This is a genomic window from Phyllobacterium sp. 01N428 (assembly GCF_056399405.1).
The window spans coordinates 68,847-89,294 of the sequence record NZ_JBFTRH010000006.1; the positions used below are offsets into that span (position 1 = coordinate 68,847).

19 protein-coding genes and 1 riboswitch are annotated in these 20,448 nt (G+C 59.1%); of the genes, 13 read left to right on the forward strand and 6 right to left on the reverse strand.

All coding sequences use genetic code 11. The annotated features are described in order from the left end of the window. From AC1DNI_RS15475 to AC1DNI_RS15485, 3 genes are all read left to right on the forward strand, one after another. The gene (locus tag AC1DNI_RS15475) at window positions 1-399 is read left to right on the forward strand and encodes an RNA-binding S4 domain-containing protein (protein ID WP_477692486.1); all 399 of its coding nucleotides are present in this window, start codon (window positions 1-3) and stop codon (window positions 397-399) included. Between the two features lie 314 nt (window positions 400-713). Beyond that, window positions 714-1,052 carry a ferredoxin FdxA gene (gene fdxA / locus AC1DNI_RS15480; RefSeq protein ID WP_027231158.1) on the forward strand — a complete coding sequence of 113 codons (339 nt, stop codon included), beginning with the start codon at window positions 714-716 and terminating at the stop codon, window positions 1,050-1,052. A gap of 359 nt (window positions 1,053-1,411) precedes the next feature. Then, window positions 1,412-2,011 (forward strand): CarD family transcriptional regulator, encoded by a 600-nt coding sequence (locus tag AC1DNI_RS15485; RefSeq protein ID WP_027231159.1) that lies wholly within the window; start codon window positions 1,412-1,414, stop codon window positions 2,009-2,011. A 52-nt stretch (window positions 2,012-2,063) separates the two neighbouring features. Here the strand turns inward: AC1DNI_RS15485 and AC1DNI_RS15490 are convergent, their stop codons facing one another. From AC1DNI_RS15490 to thiB, 4 genes are all read right to left on the reverse strand, one after another. Further along, the gene (locus AC1DNI_RS15490; RefSeq protein ID WP_477692487.1) at window positions 2,064-3,575 is read right to left on the reverse strand and encodes a M48 family metalloprotease; all 1,512 of its coding nucleotides are present in this window, start codon (window positions 3,573-3,575) and stop codon (window positions 2,064-2,066) included. 120 nt (window positions 3,576-3,695) lie between these two features. Continuing rightward, complete coding sequence (gene thiQ, locus AC1DNI_RS15495) at window positions 3,696-4,448, reverse strand: thiamine ABC transporter ATP-binding protein (protein ID WP_477692488.1); 753 nt, start codon at window positions 4,446-4,448, stop codon at window positions 3,696-3,698. Further along, on the reverse strand, window positions 4,441-6,075 hold the full coding sequence (thiP, locus tag AC1DNI_RS15500; protein WP_477692489.1) for a thiamine/thiamine pyrophosphate ABC transporter permease: 1,635 nt from the start codon (window positions 6,073-6,075) through the stop codon (window positions 4,441-4,443). The genes thiQ and thiP overlap by 8 nt, the downstream gene beginning before the upstream one ends. Before the next feature lie 4 nt (window positions 6,076-6,079). Next, on the reverse strand, window positions 6,080-7,096 hold the full coding sequence (thiB, locus tag AC1DNI_RS15505; protein WP_477692490.1) for a thiamine ABC transporter substrate binding subunit: 1,017 nt from the start codon (window positions 7,094-7,096) through the stop codon (window positions 6,080-6,082). A 44-nt stretch (window positions 7,097-7,140) separates the two neighbouring features. After that, window positions 7,141-7,259: riboswitch (TPP riboswitch) on the reverse strand. A gap of 373 nt (window positions 7,260-7,632) precedes the next feature. On the opposite strand from thiB, the gene AC1DNI_RS15510 reads away from it, so the two are divergent. The 5 genes from AC1DNI_RS15510 to AC1DNI_RS15530 all read left to right on the forward strand — a co-directional run bounded on the left by AC1DNI_RS15510 (window position 7,633) and on the right by AC1DNI_RS15530 (window position 12,953). Further along, window positions 7,633-8,277 (forward strand): thiamine diphosphokinase, encoded by a 645-nt coding sequence (locus AC1DNI_RS15510; protein ID WP_477692491.1) that lies wholly within the window; start codon window positions 7,633-7,635, stop codon window positions 8,275-8,277. Window positions 8,278-8,363: 86 nt separating this feature from the next. After that, the gene (locus AC1DNI_RS15515) at window positions 8,364-8,645 is read left to right on the forward strand and encodes a hypothetical protein (RefSeq protein ID WP_027231165.1); all 282 of its coding nucleotides are present in this window, start codon (window positions 8,364-8,366) and stop codon (window positions 8,643-8,645) included. Window positions 8,646-8,918: 273 nt separating this feature from the next. Continuing rightward, window positions 8,919-9,251, forward strand: a complete 333-nt coding sequence (locus tag AC1DNI_RS15520) for a glycine zipper 2TM domain-containing protein (RefSeq protein ID WP_091921023.1) — start codon at window positions 8,919-8,921, stop codon at window positions 9,249-9,251. 132 nt (window positions 9,252-9,383) lie between these two features. After that, window positions 9,384-11,198: an ABC-F family ATP-binding cassette domain-containing protein gene (locus AC1DNI_RS15525; protein WP_477692492.1), complete on the forward strand. Its 1,815-nt coding sequence runs from the start codon at window positions 9,384-9,386 to the stop codon at window positions 11,196-11,198. Between the two features lie 84 nt (window positions 11,199-11,282). Beyond that, a complete protein-coding gene (locus AC1DNI_RS15530) occupies window positions 11,283-12,953 on the forward strand; it encodes an ABC transporter ATP-binding protein (RefSeq protein ID WP_477692493.1) in 1,671 nt (556 codons plus the stop codon). A gap of 7 nt (window positions 12,954-12,960) precedes the next feature. Here the strand turns inward: AC1DNI_RS15530 and AC1DNI_RS15535 are convergent, their stop codons facing one another. Together AC1DNI_RS15535 and AC1DNI_RS15540 are read right to left on the reverse strand one after the other, a co-directional pair. After that, window positions 12,961-13,326: a cell division protein ZapA gene (locus AC1DNI_RS15535; protein ID WP_027231168.1), complete on the reverse strand. Its 366-nt coding sequence runs from the start codon at window positions 13,324-13,326 to the stop codon at window positions 12,961-12,963. A 13-nt stretch (window positions 13,327-13,339) separates the two neighbouring features. After that, complete coding sequence (locus AC1DNI_RS15540; protein WP_027231169.1) at window positions 13,340-13,612, reverse strand: DUF4164 domain-containing protein; 273 nt, start codon at window positions 13,610-13,612, stop codon at window positions 13,340-13,342. 347 nt (window positions 13,613-13,959) lie between these two features. On the opposite strand from AC1DNI_RS15540, the gene tkt reads away from it, so the two are divergent. From tkt to AC1DNI_RS15565, 5 genes are all read left to right on the forward strand, one after another. Beyond that, window positions 13,960-15,945, forward strand: a complete 1,986-nt coding sequence (gene tkt, locus AC1DNI_RS15545) for a transketolase (RefSeq protein ID WP_477692494.1) — start codon at window positions 13,960-13,962, stop codon at window positions 15,943-15,945. A gap of 58 nt (window positions 15,946-16,003) precedes the next feature. Continuing rightward, a complete protein-coding gene (gap, locus tag AC1DNI_RS15550; protein ID WP_477692495.1) occupies window positions 16,004-17,011 on the forward strand; it encodes a type I glyceraldehyde-3-phosphate dehydrogenase in 1,008 nt (335 codons plus the stop codon). A 120-nt stretch (window positions 17,012-17,131) separates the two neighbouring features. Continuing rightward, complete coding sequence (locus AC1DNI_RS15555; RefSeq protein ID WP_477692496.1) at window positions 17,132-18,325, forward strand: phosphoglycerate kinase; 1,194 nt, start codon at window positions 17,132-17,134, stop codon at window positions 18,323-18,325. Window positions 18,326-18,592: 267 nt separating this feature from the next. After that, window positions 18,593-19,618, forward strand: a complete 1,026-nt coding sequence (locus tag AC1DNI_RS15560) for a class I fructose-bisphosphate aldolase (RefSeq protein WP_027231173.1) — start codon at window positions 18,593-18,595, stop codon at window positions 19,616-19,618. A gap of 81 nt (window positions 19,619-19,699) precedes the next feature. Further along, entirely contained in the window at window positions 19,700-20,446 is a 747-nt protein-coding gene (locus AC1DNI_RS15565) for an SGNH/GDSL hydrolase family protein (protein WP_477692497.1), read from the forward strand. The last annotated feature ends 2 nt before the right edge of the window (window positions 20,447-20,448 follow it).

Below are 20,448 nucleotides of genomic sequence, written 5' to 3' on the forward strand. Positions count from 1 at the left end.
ATGTCGGACCGCCAGCGCATCGACAAGTGGCTATTCTTCGCGCGGGTCGTCAAATCCCGTTCCCTCGCAGCGAAACTTGTCTCGGGCGGTGGCGTTCGCGTCAACAAGGACAAAGTCGACCAGCCGTCGCATGGCGTCAAGGCGGGCGATGTGCTGACGATTACGCTTGATCGGCGCATCCTCATTTATCGAGTGCTCGATGGCGGACAAAGACGCGGCCCGGCCGAAGAAGCGCGCACGCTCTATGAGGATATGTCGCCGCCGCCAGTGCCTAAGGGCGATGTGAGCAAACTCGACCTGCTGCCGAAACGCGACGCTGGCAGCGGGCGTCCGACAAAGCGCGAACGCCGGCAGGTGGATCGCTTGATGGATGGCACCGACGACGACCGCGAAAATTGACGGCTCAATTGCAAGTATTGACGGCCAAGTCGAAATAATCTCCACCAAAGGCCGCACAGCTAAAATATTATTCCGCAATCTGCGTTAGCAAAGGATGCTGGTTGCTTGTTGACTGGCCTGCCCGGTGCGAAGAAAGGCAGCGCGCATACTTGGATTTGCCCTTGGCCAGGTCGGATGGAGTTCGTTTCCGTGACTTAGACCTTTTACGGGGCGCGTTCTGGTGCCGCAGCCGATTTTCCCCTCTTGTCAGCCCGGCGCCAAATCGTTACCTCAACCGCTGACACACTGAGTGTGGTGTCTTCAGGAGCCTGCAAATGACTTACGTTGTGACCGATAACTGCATCCGCTGCAAATATATGGATTGCGTTGAGGTCTGTCCGGTCGATTGTTTCTATGAAGGCGAAAATATGCTCGTCATTCATCCTGACGAATGCATCGATTGCGGCGTGTGCGAACCTGAATGCCCGGCAGAAGCGATCAAGCCGGATACCGAGCCGGGCCTCGACAGCTGGCTGCAGATTAACGCGGAATATGCCGACAAGTGGCCGAATATTTCGCAGAAGCGGGATGCACCCGCCGATGCGAAGGAAATGGACGGCGTCGAAGGCAAGTTCGAAAAATTCTTTTCAGCCGAGCCCGGCGAAGGCGATTGAATCTTTCGCGAATCCCGTGTTTGCAAGACTTGATTTGCTGCAATTTTCAAGACTTGCATTCTGACTATTTTTGAGCAAGTGCAGCAAAAAGTTGATTCTAATCACTTTTCATGTTATGGTCCTTTGATATGTTGATCATTGGACGTCAATTTCGTGGCGCTAAAGCATAAATCACCAATCGGCTAGATTTATTTCGGACCTAACAGTTCAGGGTGTGGTTGTTTGTGTGCCTCAGCCCGCTGGTTTGTCCGGATTGCTTTTGCGTGAACATATTGACGGCCGACAGACCGGTAATCCGGGTCCAGTGGTTGGTTCTAGCCGGTGCGTTTTGCCGGGCGCAACAAGGAGTTATTAAGCGAATGACAGCAGTTCAGCAGAAGAAAGCCGCCCAGCGTATTGGATTTAAAACGGGTGAATTTATTGTATATCCTGCCCACGGTGTAGGCCAGATCGTAAATATTGAAGAACAGGAAGTTGCAGGCCACAAGCTCGAACTCTTCGTCATCGATTTCCAGAAAGACAAGATGCGTTTGAAGGTGCCGGTTGCCAAGGCGACTGCGATCGGCATGCGCAAGCTCTCCGAGACCGACTATGTCGATCGCGCATTGAAGGTTGTCCAGGGCCGCGCCCGCATCAAGCGCACCATGTGGTCGCGCCGCGCGCAGGAATATGATGCAAAGATCAATTCCGGCGACCTTATCTCGATTTCGGAAGTCGTGCGCGACCTTTTCCGCGCAGACAATCAGCCTGAACAGTCTTATTCGGAACGCCAGCTTTACGAAGCTGCGCTCGACCGCATGGCGCGCGAAATTTCGGCCGTCAACAAGATGTCGGAAACCGAAGCCGTCCGCCTGATCGAGGTCAACCTCGCCAAGGGCCCGAAGCGCGGTGCGAAGGCTGAAGAAGCCGATGCCGATGCTGATATCGCTGTCGAAGACGAACAGGAAGAAGCGGCATAAGCTGTTCTTTCATCGATTGTAAAAAGCCCGGCAATGCCGGGCTTTTTTATTGTTATTCGCTGATGATCTTGACCTTGTCCCCGACGGAGACGGTGCCGCCTGGCGGCAATGCATTGATCAGGCGGAAGAGATCGAGCTTGCGATCCGTCCCCATGATCTGATTGGAAAGGCTTACGAGCGTGTCGCCGGGCTTGACGGTGACGACCCGGATACGCAGCGGCTTGATGCTCGCCTTTTCCTGCGCGGTGAGCAGGCGGAAGCTCTGGATGACGGTCTGTGACGCAGGATTGAGCGCGGCGCTTCCGGCCGGCGCAGCGGTCAGGAACCGGTAGATCCGGTTGCCGGCGTTGACGACGAAGATGTCGAACTCCCAGCGGTCCGCCCGCGCCTTTGCCGTCGCTGCGGGCATGCCATTGAAAGTCGTCGCAGTGACGCTCGCATTGTCGAGCCCGGTGACCCAGCCACTGCGCATATAGTCGGTCATCGAAGGGTTGCCGGAGACCTGCGTTCCATCGAACCTGATGGCCACTTCGCCGGGGCCGGTTGCCATAACCGCATCGGCACTGTTGTCGATGACGAAGCCTTCCGGCACTGTGAAGCTCACACCAAGCAGCGGGTGAACGAAGCTGCGGCCGCGGACAAAACCCTCCTCGGGCGTATCGCCATAGAGGATGCCGTCGATGCCTTGCAGGAACGAATCGCGATCGGTGGTGCCGACGCCGGGGGCCCCAACTCGCCGGGCGTGGCCGCGGGCAAGCTCGATGCGCTGCGGCGCGGACGGGTGGCTCGCCAAGAAGTCGAGACTGGCATCCGTCGCTCCGGAAACGCTGCGGAAATCCGCATAGGAGGCCATGGATTGCAGGAAGCGAGCGGCGGCAAACGGGTCATAGCCTGCTTCGCCGATCATCTTGATGCCGATCGCATCGGCCTGCAATTCCTGGTTGCGTGAGAATTGCGCCATGCGCAGCTTGCCGCGAATGAGGGCCTCGCGGCCGGCGCTATCGTCCTGGAGGACTTCCGAAACGACGCGCCCGGCAATCTGCGCTTCCTGTTCGCGCTGCTGCCGCTCGATGCCATGGTTGGCGATGACGTGACCCATTTCGTGGGCAATGACGGCGGCAAGTTCGGCGCTGTCATTGGCAAGCGCAAGCAGGCCGCGCGTCACATAGAGATAGCCGCCGGGCAAGGCGAAAGCATTGATGTTCGGTGAGTTCAGAATGGTGATGCGGTATGTATGGGTCGGATTGTCCGACACGGTGGTCAGGTTGCCGACGACCTTCGCAACCATGCGCTCAAGCTTGGCATCCTTGTACTCGCCGCCATAGGTTGCAAGGATGCGCGGATGCTGTTCGGCACTGAGCTTTGCCAGCCGGTCGTTCTTGCTGACATTGTCGACGGTCACGGGATTGGAGGAGGGGCCAATGGCGTCTTCCTTGGTCACGCTCAGCACCTGGCAACCTGACAAAAAGGCGAGCAGCAGCGTTGCCGACGCAAGATTCCTGCGGCGGGTGGCGGGAGGGAACCATCCGTGGCTCAATTGCAGATCGTGCGGACCCAGAATCATATCCTCGTTGTCATCGCGAAGCAGCAGACTCGCGTACCATCCTTCTTGCTATCCCGATGAACTGTCCTGAGCAAGAATTTCATGGTTTTTTCTTAAGTAAGCCAAGGCGTCGAAAATATGTCAAAGGTCAGAGTCTTTCGCACCGAGGTATTTCCGCAACAGCGATGGTCCCTGTTCGGATAAAAGTTTCTGTGCGGGCCCCTTGGCCGCGATCGTGCCATTGTCGAGAAAGACCAGGGTAGACCCCATGCGCAGCGCATCGTCAGGATGATGGGTGACCATGACCAAGGTCATTGCGGTTTCGCGCTGCAGGGTTTCGACGAGGTCAAGCATTTCACGGCGCAGCGCCGGGCCCAGCGACGCAAAAGCTTCATCGAGCAGAAGTACCGGCCGCTTTCGCACAAGAGCCCGGGCAATGGCGACGCGTTGGCGCTCGCCGCCGGACAAGGCTTCAGGCTTCCTTCGCTCCTTGCCGGCGAGACCGACCTTGCGGATTGCTTCCATGATTGCGGCACGGTCGGCCTCGTCAAGGCGCAAATCCGGCCGACGGCCCAGTCCGACATTGGCCGCGACATCGAGATGAGCAAACAGATTATTCTCCTGAAACACCATTGAGACCGGCCGCTCAGCCGGGGCGGCGCGCGTCATGTCCTTGCCCTCAATGAAAATGCGCCCAGACTTAGCCGGCTCGAAGCCGGCGATGAGGTTGAGCAGCGTCGATTTTCCCGATCCGCTCGGCCCGATGATGGTAACGATGGAGGAAGGCTCGATGACAAGGTCGAAATGCATCGCCATCTCGCCATAATCGAAATCCACCGATTCAAGGCGGATTTCGGCGCCATGCCGCGATCCTTCACTGGAGTGTTCAACCATCGCTACGCACCTCGCGTGTCTTCAGGCGGTTTGCCCCCCTGTCAGCAAAGATCATCAGGAGCAGGCACAGGCAGCCGAGTATCAGGGCGAGACCGGCCGCATCCTGAGTGCGATAGCTGCCCATACGCTGCAACAGGAGGTAGGGCAGCGTCTGGACTGCGTCATTTCCAAAAAGCGCGATCGTTCCGAGATCGCCGAGCGAAAGCGCCATTGCGAATGCAAAGGCAATCCACAAGGGCTGCCGCAATACCGGCCAGTCGATGAGGCGGAGCCGGTTCCATCCCCTGATGCCCAGTTCCGCGCAGAGCCGGTTATGGCGGCTCGCCGCCGTATCCCAGGCCGGTCGCAGAATGCGGTATGCAAATGGAATTGCCATCGCCGCATTGACGCTGACGACCATGACCGGCGCAAGCCTGAACGGATCGACGAAATGGCGCGACAGGATGAACCACCCCGCTCCGATGACGATCGGTGGCACAACCATGATGAGGCTGGCGCCAAGGTCAAGGGCGCGTTCAAAAATGCCGGGCGTTCCGTAACGGCGGCGGTTTGCGATGTCCTCGCGTGCCGTAACGAGGACGAGCGAAATCAGCGTTGCGAGAAGGCCGGCGCCAGCGCCAAGGCCGAGGCTGGTTAGGATTGCCCGCCACACCTGCGTTTCGCCCAGCAGACGCGAAAGATCGGCAGAAAGACCGGAAACCACGGTGCCTGCCATGGGCAAGCCGACGAAGAGCACGCCAACGAGAATGAGAATAGCATCCAACGACCTTGAACCGGCAGAGGACTTATCGAAGCGGCGGGCCGTCGTGCGCAGGCTGAAACCCTCCTCCGTAGGACGGCCAGCGATGCTGAGGAGCAAAAGTACCGCGATTGTTAACGTGAGTTGCAAAAGGGTCAGCGATACGGCGCGCGCGATATCGAAGTCGAAGTGGAGCGCCTGGTAGATCGCCACTTCCAGTGTTGTCGCGCGCGGCCCGCCGCCAAGCGTCAGCACGATGGTGAAGGACGTAATGCACAGCATGAAGATCAGCCCGGCAATGCCGGCAAGATTGCGCCGTATAACCGGCCATTCGATCAGGCGAAACTGCCCCCATGCGCGCATGCCGAGCTGCGCGGAAAGTTTCCAGTAATCTTCCGGAATTGAGTCGAGGCTGGCGTGAATGAACCGCGTTGCCAGCGGCAGGTTGAAGAACACGTGGGCGATCAGAATGCCAGTGAGGCCGTAGATGTTCGGTATGATTTCAGAGCCGGATTGCGCAAGCAGTGCAGCGAGAAGGCCGTTGCGTCCGTAAATGCTGGTGATGCCAAGCACAGCGACAAGCGCGGGCAGGGCTAGGGGCAGGGCGAAAAGGCGCAAGATCATCGGCCGCCCCGGAAAATCAGGATTGGCATGGAGGGCCCGGGCCAGCGGGATGGCAAAGGCGATCGAGAGCAGCATTGAAAGAACGGCCTGCAACAGGGTGAAGCGAGCAACCCTCCACAAATAGCTGTCGAATGTAGCAAAGCCTTCGGCATCGCCACGCAATGCCTCGCTCAGGAGACCGAGCAAGGCTCCGCCCGCAAGGAGGGCGAGAAAGGCCAGGGCGATTGCCCCAGCCCAAGGTTTGAGGGTGGTGTTGGGCGTCAATGCGTTACAGGCTCATCGACGCCAGCCACTCGTCGATCCAGGCCTTGCGGTTCTTGGCCACTTCCTCAGGCGAGAACATCAGGGTCGTTGCGGGCTTGACCAGCCTGTCGAAGGCCGGGTTCAGCGGCGTGCTGGTTTTTGCCGCCGGGAACATCCAGTTGTTTTCCGGGATGGCGTCCTGGAAGGCGGGCGAGGTCATGAAGGCAAGAAATTCCTTGGCCAGCGGGTTCTTCGCACCCGTCGTGGTCTGGCCCGCGACTTCAACCTGCAGATAGTGGCCTTCGGCGAACGACGCGGCCCTGTAGCGCTCGGTCTTCTCGGCGATCTCATGATAGGCAGGAGATGTCGTATAGGAGAGGACAAGCGGGGCTTCACCCTTGGTGAAGAGGCCGTATGCTTCCGACCAACCGGGCGTAACGGTCAAGACGCGGTTCTTGAGCTTGGCCCAAGCTTCCCCCGCCTTGTCGCCATAGACCGATTTTACCCACAGGAGCAGTCCCAGGCCCGGCGTCGAAGTACGCGGGTCCTCGATGACGATCTTCTGTTTCGGATCGCCTTCGACGAGGTCCTTGAGGCTCGCTGGAGGGGTCGTCAGCTTTTCCGTGTCATAAATCACGGCAAAGTAGCCATAGTCGAAGGGTACGAAAATATCGTCCTTGTAGCCACCCGGAATTGCTACTGCCTTCGTATCGATGCCGTGCGGCGCGAAGAGGCCGGTCGCTGCCGCTTCATAGGTGAGATTCGTATCAAGACCGAGAACAATGTCCGCCTTCGTTGCGGCGCCTTCGAGCTTCAACCGGTTAAGAAGGGCAACGCCGTCGGTCACGGCAACGAAGTCGACGGTGCAACCGCACTGTTTTTCGAAAGCCTCCTTAACCTTGGGGCCGGGGCCCCACTCTGCGGTGAAGCTTTCATAGGTATAGACGGTGAGCTTGCCTTCGGCGTTAGCACCCGCCGGGAAAGCGAGTGCCAGCGCACCGATCATGAGTGCAAATTTCAATAATGTCGTTAGCGGCCGCATCGGCGCCTCCTTAGCTTGGTGTTCAAAAGGATTGGTGCGCCGGCTGTGATGCCGCGTCTAATCCCTCCGCCGGTACAAACCGGATCAGGTTCCGCGGGTTGGCAGGTGTTTCACCTTGTGCCTCTCAGCCTGTCATTTCTGGCAGGCACCCCGTTAGAGCGTTGCAAAGATTAAAGAAAAACATTGGTCGGCGCAAGCCGATTGCCCGTCTTGCGTGTGGTTGCGATCGCAATGTCGGGGGCCGGTTAATCCGCGCTGATTAACCCGGATTTGTGTGAAGCCATGCGCCCGCGAATCTGCTAGATTTCCCTTCAGAACAATAAGAAGACTAAGGGGGCAGAAATGTTCGAACTCACGGATGGGGCCATGCTGGTGGTCATAGCCATCGCCACGGCAATCGGGGCCTACATATTCTACGGTATCTCGCTGTTGCAGCTTACAGGGTTTTAGCGTTCGCACGCGTGCCCTTGCCCGGCAGCTTCATGTCACGCTGAACGACGCTATGCGGCGAGGGTGCCGCATGCTATGGCCGCGTCATGAGCAAGTTTGTCATTCTTCTCGGCGGAACCGTCCACGCCAATGATCGCCTCAGGGACCTCGTCGCCGGTGCCCGCGTCCTTGCGGCCGATGGCGGCATAGCACATGCCGAAGCCCTCGGTCTTGAACCCGAGCTTTGGCTCGGCGATTTCGATTCGACCTCGCCCGAATTGGACCGGCGTTATGCGCATGTTCCCCGCTCGGTTTTCCCGGCTGCCAAGGATATGACGGACGGCGAGCTCGCGCTCAACGAAGCCTATCGGCTCGGCGCAACGGAAGTCGTTCTATGCGGGGCGTTCGGCGGTTCGCGCACCGATCAACCGCTCCTGCATCTCACCATGGCGACGGCCCATGCGGCCGAGGGCCGCAAGATAATCCTCTCCAGCGGTGATGAAGAAGCGCATCCGCTGGTCGCAGGTTCCTACAGGTTCGATTTCCCCGAAGATACGCTCTTCAGCATTGTTGCATTTTCGCCATTGCACGGGCTTTTTATCGAAGGCGCTCGCTGGCCGCTGCAAAATATGGAACTTTCTTTCGGTTCATCGCTTACTGTCTCGAATTCGGTACGCGGAACTCTCCGGGTATCGCTCGATTCAGGTAAGGCAATCCTGATTGCTGCCTTGCAACCTGCGTCCGGCTTGTAAAACAAAGCGCTAGATGCAATTGTTGCAGGACAGCATTGGGGACGCAAGCTGTTGAAATTTGGTTCTAACAACGGGAGAGGTCTTCCATGTTGAAAAGTTTGTCCACGATTGCAGTCGCCGGACTCCTGGCGTTTTCGGCCGCCGGGTGCACCACTTCTGATCAGCGCGTCGCCGGCTACGGCGTAGGCGGTGCGGCATTGGGTGCATTGGCTGGTGGTGCAATCAACGGTGGCAAGGGCGCCCTTGCAGGTGCTGCAATCGGCGGTGCCGGTGGTGCTTTGGTTGGTGCTGCCACCAACAACAATAGCAATCGTTATTGCACATACGAGAATCGTTATGGCCAGCGTTATCAGGCCCCGTGCCGATAATCGGTTATTTCTTGCATAAGAGCAGGCCGGGATTTTCCCGGCCTGTTTTTTTGGCCAGGGCGGAGTAGCCCAACGACGCTACTGATCGTAGGTGAGCGTGGCGTAGGCAGACCCTCCCCGGCTTCATACAACCATGATCCTCGGTACACGAGCCGAGAATGTCGACGGAGGGGCTCCGCCATAATTTGTTGGTAAGCGCGGTGGAAAACTTTCTTCTGCCTTATTGGCACAGCAGGGTCCGCCGCATCTGTTTTGGACATGAAAGGATTTGTCATGAAGTTACGTCTGACCGCGATTGCGGTATCCGCGCTGCTGGCCGTCTCTGTTGCCGGTTGCGCAACGAGCGAGCAAAACGTACGTGGAGGGACGGGCGCCCTGATTGGCGGTGGCCTGGGTGCGATTGCCGGCCAGGCGCTGGGGCATGACACAAAGAGCACGGTGGTTGGCGCAGCAGGCGGTGCCTTGCTCGGTGCCGCAATCGGCACCGTAACGACGCCGCAAGGCCAGACGCAGAACCTCTGCCGCTACCAGCGGCGTGACGGCTCGATCTATACCGCGCCTTGCGAAGGTAATGGCGGCGGCGCCTATGGCGGCAGCGGATACTGATTTTCAACGCACAGTCCTACGACAGGCCGGAAAATTCCGGCCTGTTTTATTTGACAGGGGCACGTTTCTCGCCGAAAAGGCCATGCGCCCGGCCACTCCCGGTCTGCCTGTACCGCTGGATTTGATTTCTTCATGGCCCCACCACTGCTTCGTCTCGACCAGATTGCGCTGACATTCGGCGGCACGCCGCTCCTGACCGATGCTGCGCTTTCCGTCAGCGAGGGTGATCGCATTGCCCTGGTTGGACGCAATGGTTCGGGTAAATCGACGCTGTTAAAAATCGCGGCCGGCTTCATTGCGCCGACCGATGGCGAGGTGTTCAAGCATCCGGGCGTGACAGTGCGCTATCTCGCGCAGGCGCCGGACATGGATGGCTTTGCAAATGTCCACGACTATGTGGAAGCTGGGCTCGGACCCGCCGACGACCACTACCGCGTCGGCTATCTGCTGGAACATCTGGGGCTTACCGGCGAAGAAAAGCCAGACAATCTCTCGGGCGGCGAGGCGCGCAGGGCGGCGCTTGCCAAGGTGCTCGCGCCGCAGCCGGATATACTGCTTCTCGACGAGCCGACGAACCATCTCGATCTGACGACGATCGAATGGCTGGAAGGCGAACTTCGCCAGATGCGCTCGGCCCTCGTGGTCATTTCGCATGACCGGCGCTTTCTCGAAAACGTCAGCCGTGCGACGGTCTGGCTCGATCGCGGCGTTACGAGACGGCTCGAACAGGGTTTCGCCGGCTTTGAGGAATGGCGCGACAAGATCCTTGAAGAAGAGGAACGCGATCTTCACAAGCTCGGGCGACAGATCGTGCGTGAGGAACACTGGCTGCGTTATGGCGTCACCGCGCGGCGCAAGCGCAACATGCGCCGCCTTGGCGAATTGCAGACCATGCGCAGCGAATTCCGCAATCACCGGCGTGCGCAGGGAACGGCGGTCCTGAAGGCCAGCGACGCAAGGGAATCGGGCAAGCTCGTCATCGAAGCCGAACATTTGTCCAAGGCCTACGGCGATAATGTCCTGGTCGATGATTTTTCGACGCGCATCCAGCGCGGCGATTGCGTCGGTTTCGTTGGGCCGAATGGTGCGGGCAAGACCACGCTTCTCTCCATGCTCACCGGCCAGCTCGCATCCGACAGTGGCACACTAAAACTTGGCACCAATCTTGAAATCGCGGTGCTCGACCAGAGGCGCGACAGCCTCAATCTCGAACAGACGCTATCCGACTATCTGACGGACGGGCGCGGCGAGAACGTCATCGTCAATGGCGAGCAACGCCATGTCGCTTCCTATATGAAGGACTTCCTGTTCCAGCCGGAGCAATTGCGCACGCCGATCCGCGAACTTTCCGGCGGCGAGCGGGCGCGGCTGATGCTGGCGCGCGTTCTTGCCCGGCCCGCAAATCTCCTCGTGCTGGACGAGCCGACCAACGATCTCGACATGGAGACGCTGGATCTCCTGCAAGAACTGGTCGCAGGCTTTCCGGGCACCGTGCTGCTTGTCAGCCACGATCGCGATTTTCTCGACCGTACGGTGACGTCGGTGATCGCGCCGGAAGGCAATGGACGCTGGCTCGAATATGCCGGCGGCTATACGGACATGCTGGCGCAGCGCAAGGAAGCGCTGGCGACACGCAAGGAAATAAAGGGCGCGAAGGCGTCTGCCACGACCGGCGACGCAGGAAAAGCGGCGCCGGCGCGAGAGGAAAAGCGCAAGCTATCCTACAAGCAGAAATTCGCGCTCGAAACGCTGCCGGCAAAGATCGAGACGCTGCATGCGGAAATTGCCGCGCTCGAAAAGAAACTCGCCGATCCGGACCTCTTCGCCAAGAATGCCGGTCTCTTCAACAAGACCGTCGACGACATCGCCAAGAAGCGGCATAGCCTCGAAGCGCATGAGCATGAATGGCTCGAACTCGAAATGCTGCGCGAAGAGATCGAGGGCTGAAATCATTTAGTCCAAGGTAGGGGTTGCCCCCGACCCGCTCCTGCAAGAGATTGCCGGCTTTCCCACCTATTCGGAGCCGGAACCTTGGTCGATTGGCGCGTGCTAGCCGAGCCCTTGCGCTCTATTCTTCATATCTATTGGCGACAATCGCGCTGGACGCTTCTACTGATTGCGGCGGTAGTGGCCCTGTCGGCCGTTACATCGGTCATGGCCCCCTATTTTTTCTCGCGTTTGGTCGATCGCCTTGGCGCGGACAGACTTGCCGAGAGCTTGCTTTTGGGCTGGGTGACATATGCCGTGCTTCAGGGTTTGCAGACGGCGCTGGAGCGCGTCGTTCAAAGCCTGTCGTTCATGAATGCGCAAAACGTCAATTTCATTGCCGGGACGAGCTTTTTCGCAAGGCTGCTGCGAAAGCATGTCGCTTTTTTCATCGATCATAATCCTGCGGAGATTCAAAGCGCTCAGTCGAGCGGCCAACACGCGCTCGCCGGCGTGATACAGCTTGGGATGCTGGCAATCCTGCCGGGGTTGATCCGCATTACGCTGACCATGGTCACGCTCGGCGCAACGATCAACTGGGAAATTGCCGCGATTGTGTTCGGCTACGGTGGGTTCTTCATAGCCGCCACCTACTTTTCCAACAAATGGGAACGGCCGCATCTGGATGTAGCCATTGAAACGAGCCAGGAAAACGCGCGCTTTGTCGGCAATTCGGTCAATTCGATGGAAACGCTGCGCTATTTCGGAAGCGCGAACTGGGTAGGAGAGCGCTTTGCGGAAAATGCGCGGACGGTTCGCGAGAAGTGGCGAAAATACGTAAATATCGAAATAAGCTTCGCCTGCGTCCATGGAACGGCGCTGGCGCTTCAACTGGTAATCGCTTTCGTTGTCCTGCTGCCGCGTTATCAGGCCGGCGAACTCTCGGTAGGCGATGTCGTATTGTTCAACATGCTGTTGTTGCAGCTCAATCAACCGTTCGAAATGATCGGCTATGCCATCGACGACCTGGTGAAGTCCTATTCCGAATTCCTGCCCTTCGCGCGGATGTGGATGGCGCCGGAAGAGCCTGAGCCCAGCGCGCACAACGTGTTCACCCTGGTCAAGGGAACCCTGTGTTTCGACAAGGTCGCTTTCGGCTACCGCGAGTCCAAAGGACTGAAAGACATCAGTTTTTGCGTCGAGCGCGGACGGGTGACCTTCATCACCGGCGAAACCGGTGCGGGCAAATCGACCCTGTTCAAGCTTGCCCTGAAATCGCTGGAGCCGCAATCAGGGCGCATCACAGCGGACGGGATCGATCTCAAGACCATTGCACGCTCCGACTGGTTCAAGGCGATCGGCGTCGTGCCGCAGGAAATCATGCTCCTGCACGACACGATCGAGGCGAATATCGTGCTCGGCCGACCGCTCGACCGCGAGCTGCTTCTCAAGGCGGCCGCCAACGCCGCCATCGACGATTTCATCGCACAGCTTCCCGAGGGTTTTGCGACGGTTGTCGGGGAGCGCGGCTTGAAACTCTCAGGCGGGGAGCGCCAGCGCGTCGCCATTGCCCGTGCGCTCTACGCCAATCCGAGGATGCTTCTGCTCGACGAGGCGAGTTCCGCCCTCGACGAGGGCACCGAGGCCGATATCATGCAAGGGCTGCGCCGTTTGAAGGACGAGGTAACCATCATCGCCATTACTCATCGGAAAACGGTCATCCGCCCGGAAGATCGGGTTATCCGGCTCGCCGATGGCTGCGCCTTCGTGTCGTAACGATGTGCTAGTTTGGCTTGGGCGAAAGCTTGGTCGTCAGTGTCTCGATGCGGTTCGTTACTTCCGAAAGCACGCCGGTTATTGCTGCATCGTTCTTGTCGGCGCGCATCAGGGCCTCGTCGCGGCTCTTGCGCAGGGCCTCTGCCTCGTTGTCGAGCCCCTTCACCCGCATCTGCAACTCGTTGAACTCGTCCATTACCATGATGCCGGCCATGACCGTGAGGCGCAGGTCGCCGATCTCGCCGAACGAGGATTTAAGGTGAGTGACATATTGATCGAAACGCTCCGCGAGGCCGGTCAGGTGCTGTTCCTGGCCTTCGTCGCAGGCCATGCGGTAGGCCTTGCCATCGATCGTTACGGTAACAGTGGCCATGGCGTAAGCTCCTTCAGCGGTCCAGAACGGTGCGGATGGATTCCATCGCGGCGACAAGACGGCGCGAAACTTCCTTGTTTGCCGCCTCCAGACGCTCGGCGCGTCCCTCGGATGCATCGAGTTCCTGGGCGAGCTTGCGACGGTCCATGTTCATGCGCTGGACTTCTTCTTCGGCCTCGGCGAAATCGCCCTCGTGCTCCAATCGCATGTCCACCGCATCCTCGAGCGCGGCCAAAGCTTTTCCCAATCGTTCAAGGACCTGTTTGAGGGTGGCCTCCGATGCCATTTTCGCTTCCCCTTATGTGTCGACCTTTTCGCGAATCGCAAAAAAGAAGAACAGCTTATGGACTGGAGTCTAGAGGTTGCATGAACGTTGCGTCAATCAATCCGCGCTGTCATGATCAAGTCATGCACCGATAATCGAATGACGCGCGGGATTACCGGCGATCAAATTTTGTCGCAAACCGTGACAAATCACTGGATTTTGGGCAATCCGACCGGCCAATAATGCCCGGCCTGGGGCTGGTTTTATTGACTCCCTGATGACACCTGCTATGTGTCGCGTGCCTTTTGGATATTGTCTGACCGGCTTCCAGAAACGGCGTCTCCTTTCCTCCACGAAAGACGGTAACCATGACCAATTCTGAAAAATCCAACCAAATGGCCAATGCAATCCGCTTCCTGTCGGCGGAGGCCGTTGAAAAGGCCAATTCGGGCCATCCCGGCCTTCCCATGGGCGCAGCCGACATTGCGACCGTCCTTTTCACCAAGTTCCTCAAGTTCGATCCGAAAGCGCCGCAATGGCCGGACCGCGACCGTTTCGTGCTCTCCGCGGGCCACGGCTCGATGCTGCTCTATTCGCTTCTCTACCTGACCGGGTACGAGGACATGACGATCGAGGAGATCAAGAATTTCCGCCAGCTCGGCTCGCGCACAGCCGGCCACCCGGAATATGGTCACGCCTCGGGCATCGAGACGACGACCGGGCCACTCGGCCAGGGTCTTGGCAATTCGGTTGGCATGGCGCTTTCCGAGCGCATCATGAATGCGCATTTCGGCAATGATCTCGTCAATCACCATACCTATGTCATCGCCGGTGACGGCTGCCTCATGGAAGGCATCAGCCAGGAGGCGATCGCACTGGCCGGTCACCTGAAGCTCAACAAGCTCATCGTTTTCTGGGATCACAACAATATTTCCATTGATGGCCCCGTTTCGCTTGCCGACAACACCGACCAGCGCGCCCGCTTCGAAGCGTCGGGCTGGCATACGCTCGAAGTCGACGGTCACGACCAGGCGGCTATCGCCGCTGCCATCGAGGATGCGCACAAGTCCGACAAGCCGACGATGATCGCCTGCCGCACGACAATTGGCTTCGGTGCGCCGACAAAGGCCGGCACCAACAAGGTGCATGGCTCGCCGCTCGGCGCGGAAGAACTCGCCGGCGCCAAAAAGGCGCTCGGCTGGACCGCCGAGCCCTTCGTCGTGCCCGCGGACATTCTGGAGGCATGGCGCGCTGCGGGTCAGCGTTCGCTGAAGGAGCATGCTTCCTGGAGCAACCGTCTCGCCTCCGTTGACGCTGGCATGCGCGCGGAATTCGAACGGCGCGTTGCAGGCGACCTGCCTGCCGGCTTCGAGGCCGCAATCATCGCCTACAAGAAAAATCTTTCGGAAGAAAAGCCGAAGGTTGCCACGCGCAAGGCATCCGAGATGGCGCTTGAAGTCATCAATGGCATTATTCCGGAAACGATCGGCGGATCCGCCGATCTGACCGGTTCCAACAATACCAAGACGACGCAGACGAAGAACATCACCCCGGAAGATTACGGCCAGCGCTATGTCCATTACGGCATTCGCGAGCACGGCATGGCAGCAGCGATGAATGGCATCGCGCTGCATGCCGGCCTTATTCCCTATTCCGGCACTTTCCTCACCTTCTCCGACTACGCGCGCGGCGCGATGCGCCTTTCCTGCGTGATGGGCATCCGCGTCATCTACGTCATGACGCACGACTCGATCGGTCTTGGCGAAGACGGTCCGACGCACCAGCCGGTCGAGCACCTCGCTGCCCTGCGCGCCATCCCCAACAACTATGTCTTCCGCCCGGCGGACGTCGTTGAAACCGCGGAATGCTGGGAGATCGCGCTGAAATCACGCAAGCGCCCCTCGACCCTGGCGCTCACCCGTCAGAACCTGCCGACGGTGCGTACCGAACATGTCGACGAAAACAAATGCGCCTACGGTGCCTACGAACTCGCCGCCGCAAGCGGCACGGCCGAGGTAACCATTTTCGCAACCGGTTCCGAAGTCGAGATCGCGCTCGCAGCCCGCGACCAGCTCGAAGCCAACGGTCATCCGACCCGGGTCGTTTCCGTGCCGTGCTTTGAACTGTTCGAGGAACAGAGCGATGACTACAAGGCGAAGGTACTCGGCGATGCGCCCGTCAAGGTCGCGGTCGAAGCGGCAATCCGCATGGGATGGGATCGCTTCATCGGCCTCGACGGCATCTTCATCGGCATGACCGGTTTTGGCGCCAGCGGCCCGATCGAAGAGCTTTACAAGCATTTCGGAATCACCGCGGACGCAATTGTCGCAGCGGCCGAAGGCAAGTTGAAATAACCAGACGATTTCCAGCATAATCCAACCAAGGGCTCCTAACCCTCAGGGAGAGACAGAAATGACAGTTCGCGTTGCAATCAACGGTTTTGGCCGCATCGGCCGCAATGTTCTTCGGGCAATCGTCGAATCCGGCCGCACCGATATTGAGGTCGTTGCGATCAATGATCTCGGCCCAGTCGAAACCAATGCTCATCTGATGCGCTATGATTCCGTTCACGGGCGCTTCCCCGGAACCGTCACGGTTTCCGGCGATACGATCGACGTCGGTCGTGGGCCCATCAAGGTGGCCGCCGCACGCAACCCGGTCGAATTGCCGTGGAAGGAACTCGGCGTCGATATCGCGCTTGAATGCACGGGCATCTTCACCGCCCGCGACAAGGCTGCTGCGCATCTCGAGGCGGGTGCCAAGCGCGTGATCGTTTCGGCTCCGGCGGAAGGCGCGGACCTGACTGTCGTTTTCGGCGTCAACGACCATAAGCTCACCAAGGAGCATATGGTGATTTCCAATGCTTCCTGCACCACGAACTGCCTTGCGCCGGTTGCCTATGTGCTCAACGAAGCGGTGGGTATCGACCATGGCTTCATGACCACGATCCACAGCTATACGGGCGACCAGCCAACGCTCGACACGATGCACAAGGATCTCTATCGCGGCCGTGCCGCAGCTTTGTCGATGATCCCGACCTCGACCGGCGCTGCCAAGGCCGTCGGCCTCGTGCTGCCGGAACTCAATGGCAGGCTCGATGGCACTGCAATCCGCGTGCCGACGCCGAACGTGTCGGTGGTCGACTTCAAGTTCATCGCCAAGCGCCCGACCACGGTTGCGGAGATTAACGAAGCGATCAAGACCGCTGCCAACGGCAAGCTGAAGGGCATTCTCGGCTACACGGATTCGCCGAATGTTTCGATCGACTTCAACCACGACCCGCATTCTTCGGTCTTCCACACCGACCAGACCAAGGTCATGGACGGCACCTTCGTGCGCATCCTTTCCTGGTACGACAATGAATGGGGCTTCTCGAACCGCATGGGCGACACCGCAGTCGCATTCGGCAAGGTGATCTGATTGGTCACGCTTTGACGGTTTCAGGATGGCGGGTCGACAACACCCGCCATTTTGTTTTTGATGGTTCACCAATCTTTCTGGCCTGCAGGGCCGGGTAAATAGTCCATAGAGGGTAAGACGATGCCAGCTTTCAAAACGCTTGATGACGCCGACGTTGCAGGAAAACGCGTCCTTGTGCGCGTGGATTTGAATGTTCCTGTCGCCGATGGCGTCGTCACCGACGCGACGCGTATCGAGCGTGTCGCTCCGACCATTGTCGAACTGTCAGACAAGGGCGCGAAGGTGGTTCTGCTCGCGCATTTCGGCCGGCCCAAGGATGGTCCGACGCCGGAATTCTCGCTGAAACCCATCGCCAACGCCGTCTCCAAGGTCATCGCCCGCAATGTCCAGTTCGCAGAGGATTGCATCGGCGAGAAGGCAGCGGAAGCCGTGGCGAAGCTCAACAACGGCGATGTATTGCTGCTGGAGAACACACGCTTCCACAAGGGCGAGGAAAAGAATGATGCCGCTTTCGTCAAGGCGCTTGCGGCAAATGGCGACATCTACGTCAACGACGCGTTCTCGGCAGCGCACCGCGCCCACGCCTCGACCGAAGGACTAGCCCGTATTCTTCCCGCCCATGCCGGTCGCACCATGGAGGCGGAACTCAAGGCTCTCGAAAAGGGCCTCGGCAATCCGCAACGTCCTGTCGTCGCCATTGTCGGCGGCGCCAAGGTTTCTTCCAAGCTCGACCTTCTTGGCAATCTTGTGCAGAAGGTCGATGCGCTCGTCATCGGCGGCGGCATGGCCAATACCTTCCTCGCCGCACAGGGGGTGAAGGTTGGCAAGTCGCTGTGCGAACACGATCTGGCCGCGACAGCGCGCGAAATCATGGCCAAGGCGAATGCGGCAAACTGCACGATCATCCTGCCGGTCGATGCGGTGGTGGCATGGCATTTTGAAGCAAACGCCCCGCACCGTGCCTATGGTCTCGATGCCATCCCTGAAGACGGGATGATCCTTGACGTCGGTCCGCAATCGATCGAGCGGATCAAGGGCGCCATCGATGATGCAAAGACGCTGGTGTGGAACGGCCCGCTCGGCGCCTTCGAACTGCACCCCTTCGACCAGGCGACAGTCGCTGCAGCCCGGCATGTCGCTGCACGTACCCGGGCTGGCCAGCTTGTTTCCGTCGCCGGCGGCGGCGATACGGTCGCCGCCCTCAATCATGCGGGCGTTGCCGACGATTTCAGCTATGTTTCGACGGCCGGGGGCGCCTTCCTGGAATGGATGGAAGGCAAGCCGCTTCCAGGCGTCGATGTGTTGAAGAAATAAGTGCAAGACACCTTGCCCTCCCCGCTTGAGGGGAGGTCAAATCGAAGCGAGGCGCAAAGCCAAACGCTCGGCTTTGCCGCCGCCGCTCGATGGTCGGCGTGGGCGCAACCCGGCGTTGAGCGATTTTCCAGTTAACGAACAACAGAAAATGTTATGCTGTTAAATCGGTTGAAAAAATTTCAATCGTTTCAATAGCTTGGATCGCCATTTTGTTTCCCCTAGGCTTCTGATATGCGCCAACGCATGGGAAACGGAGTAAAATAATCTATGAGCGAACGCCTGGAAGATATCGCGATTGCAATGGTTGCCGACGGCAAGGGTCTTCTTGCTGCCGATGAGAGCACCGCAACAATCAAGAAACGTTTCGACACGATCGACCTGGAATCGACTGCCGATAGCCGGCGCGACTATCGCGAGATGCTGTTCCGTTCGCAGGATGCGATGCGTAACAATATTTCCGGCGTCATTCTCTACGACGAGACGATCCGCCAGAGCGCCAAGGATGGCACGCCATTCGTCGACATCATGAAGGCCGACGGCTGCATTCCCGGCATCAAGGTCGATGCCGGCGCAAAACCGCTTGCGGGCTATCCGGGCGAAACGATCACCGAGGGCCTCGACGGCCTGCGCGAGCGCCTTGCCGAATATTATGGCCTCGGTGCACGCTTTGCCAAATGGCGCGGCGTCATCTCGATCAGCGACACATTGCCGACATGGGGTGCCGTCAAGCAGAATGCGCAAGCACTCGCCCGCTATGCCGCGCTGTGCCAGGAAGCCGGCATTGTGCCGATCGTCGAGCCGGAAGTGCTGATGGACGGCAAGCCGGGCACGCACTCGATCGAGCGTTGCTACGAGGTAACCGAGCTCGTGTTGAAGACAGTCTTCGCTGAACTCTACGATGCCCGCGTCAAGCTCGAAGGCATGATCCTCAAGCCGAACATGGTCATCGATGGCCAGAAGGCCCGCAAGGCCTCAGTGGACGAAGTCGCAGAACAGACCGTGCGCGTTCTCAAGGCGACGGTGCCTGCTGCCGTGCCAGGTATCGCGTTTCTTTCCGGTGGTCAGAGCGACGAGGAAGCGACTGCGCATCTTTCGGCGATGAACGCGAACTTCACGACGCCGTGGAAGCTGACCTTCTCCTATGGCCGCGCTCTGCAAGCTGCGGCGCTGAGCGCCTGGAAGGGCAAGTCGGAGAATGTCGCGGCCGGCCAGCGTGCCTTTACGCACCGCGCCAAGATGAACGGTCTTGCTGCGATGGGCGGCTGGAAGAAGGACCTCGAAAAGGCCGCTTAAGCGTTTTTTATCTATAGAAGCGTATCTGATGGACCCGGGCTGGTATCAGTCCGGGTTTTTTCGTGGAGTATTCAACCGCGCATGACATCGCCGTTCCATCCCCTCCTCAGCTGGCTGCTCTACCCGGTCTACGCCTGGCAGGGCATTGGCGTGCGGCTCAGGACGGAGCGCATGGCGCCCCCGGCAGGTTTGCCTGTTGGGGAGATTGCGGGCAAGGATCCGGCCATTCGATTGCTTGTTATCGGTGACTCGTCTTCGGCTGGCGTCGGTGTAAGCGATCCGTGGCAAGGGCTATGCGTCAGGCTTGCCGTGCATCTGCAGGGCCGAACGGGCCGCAAGATCATCTGGCGCGCCGCAGGGTTCAACTCGGCAACCTCGGGCCAGTTGCGCGATCATGTCGTTCCCAACCTCGAACGCGGCATGTGGACCCATATCGTTCTGACGACCGGAACGAACGATACCAAGAATTTTCACTCACTGCCGCGTTTCAAGCGGGAGTTCGGCGGTCTGCTCTATGCGTTGAAGGCAAAGTGGCCGGAGGCTCACATCGTCTGGTCGAAGGTAATCGACTTTCGCGATGTGCCGGCGATGCCGAAACTGCTTGGTCGCATCCTTGAGGGGCGCGCCGATGCGATAAACAAACTCGGCGAACGCCTTTGCCGTGAGCGCATGGCCGTCGCTGCGCCGCGGCTTCCCGTCGAAGGGCCGGAGGGTTTTGCTGCGGATGGTTTCCACGCCTCGGCGCTAGGCTATGACGCTTGGGCGAAGCATCTGGTGCCGTTCATTCTCAACCGCGCCGAGACCGAGAACGGGCAGGAATTGCTTTAGGG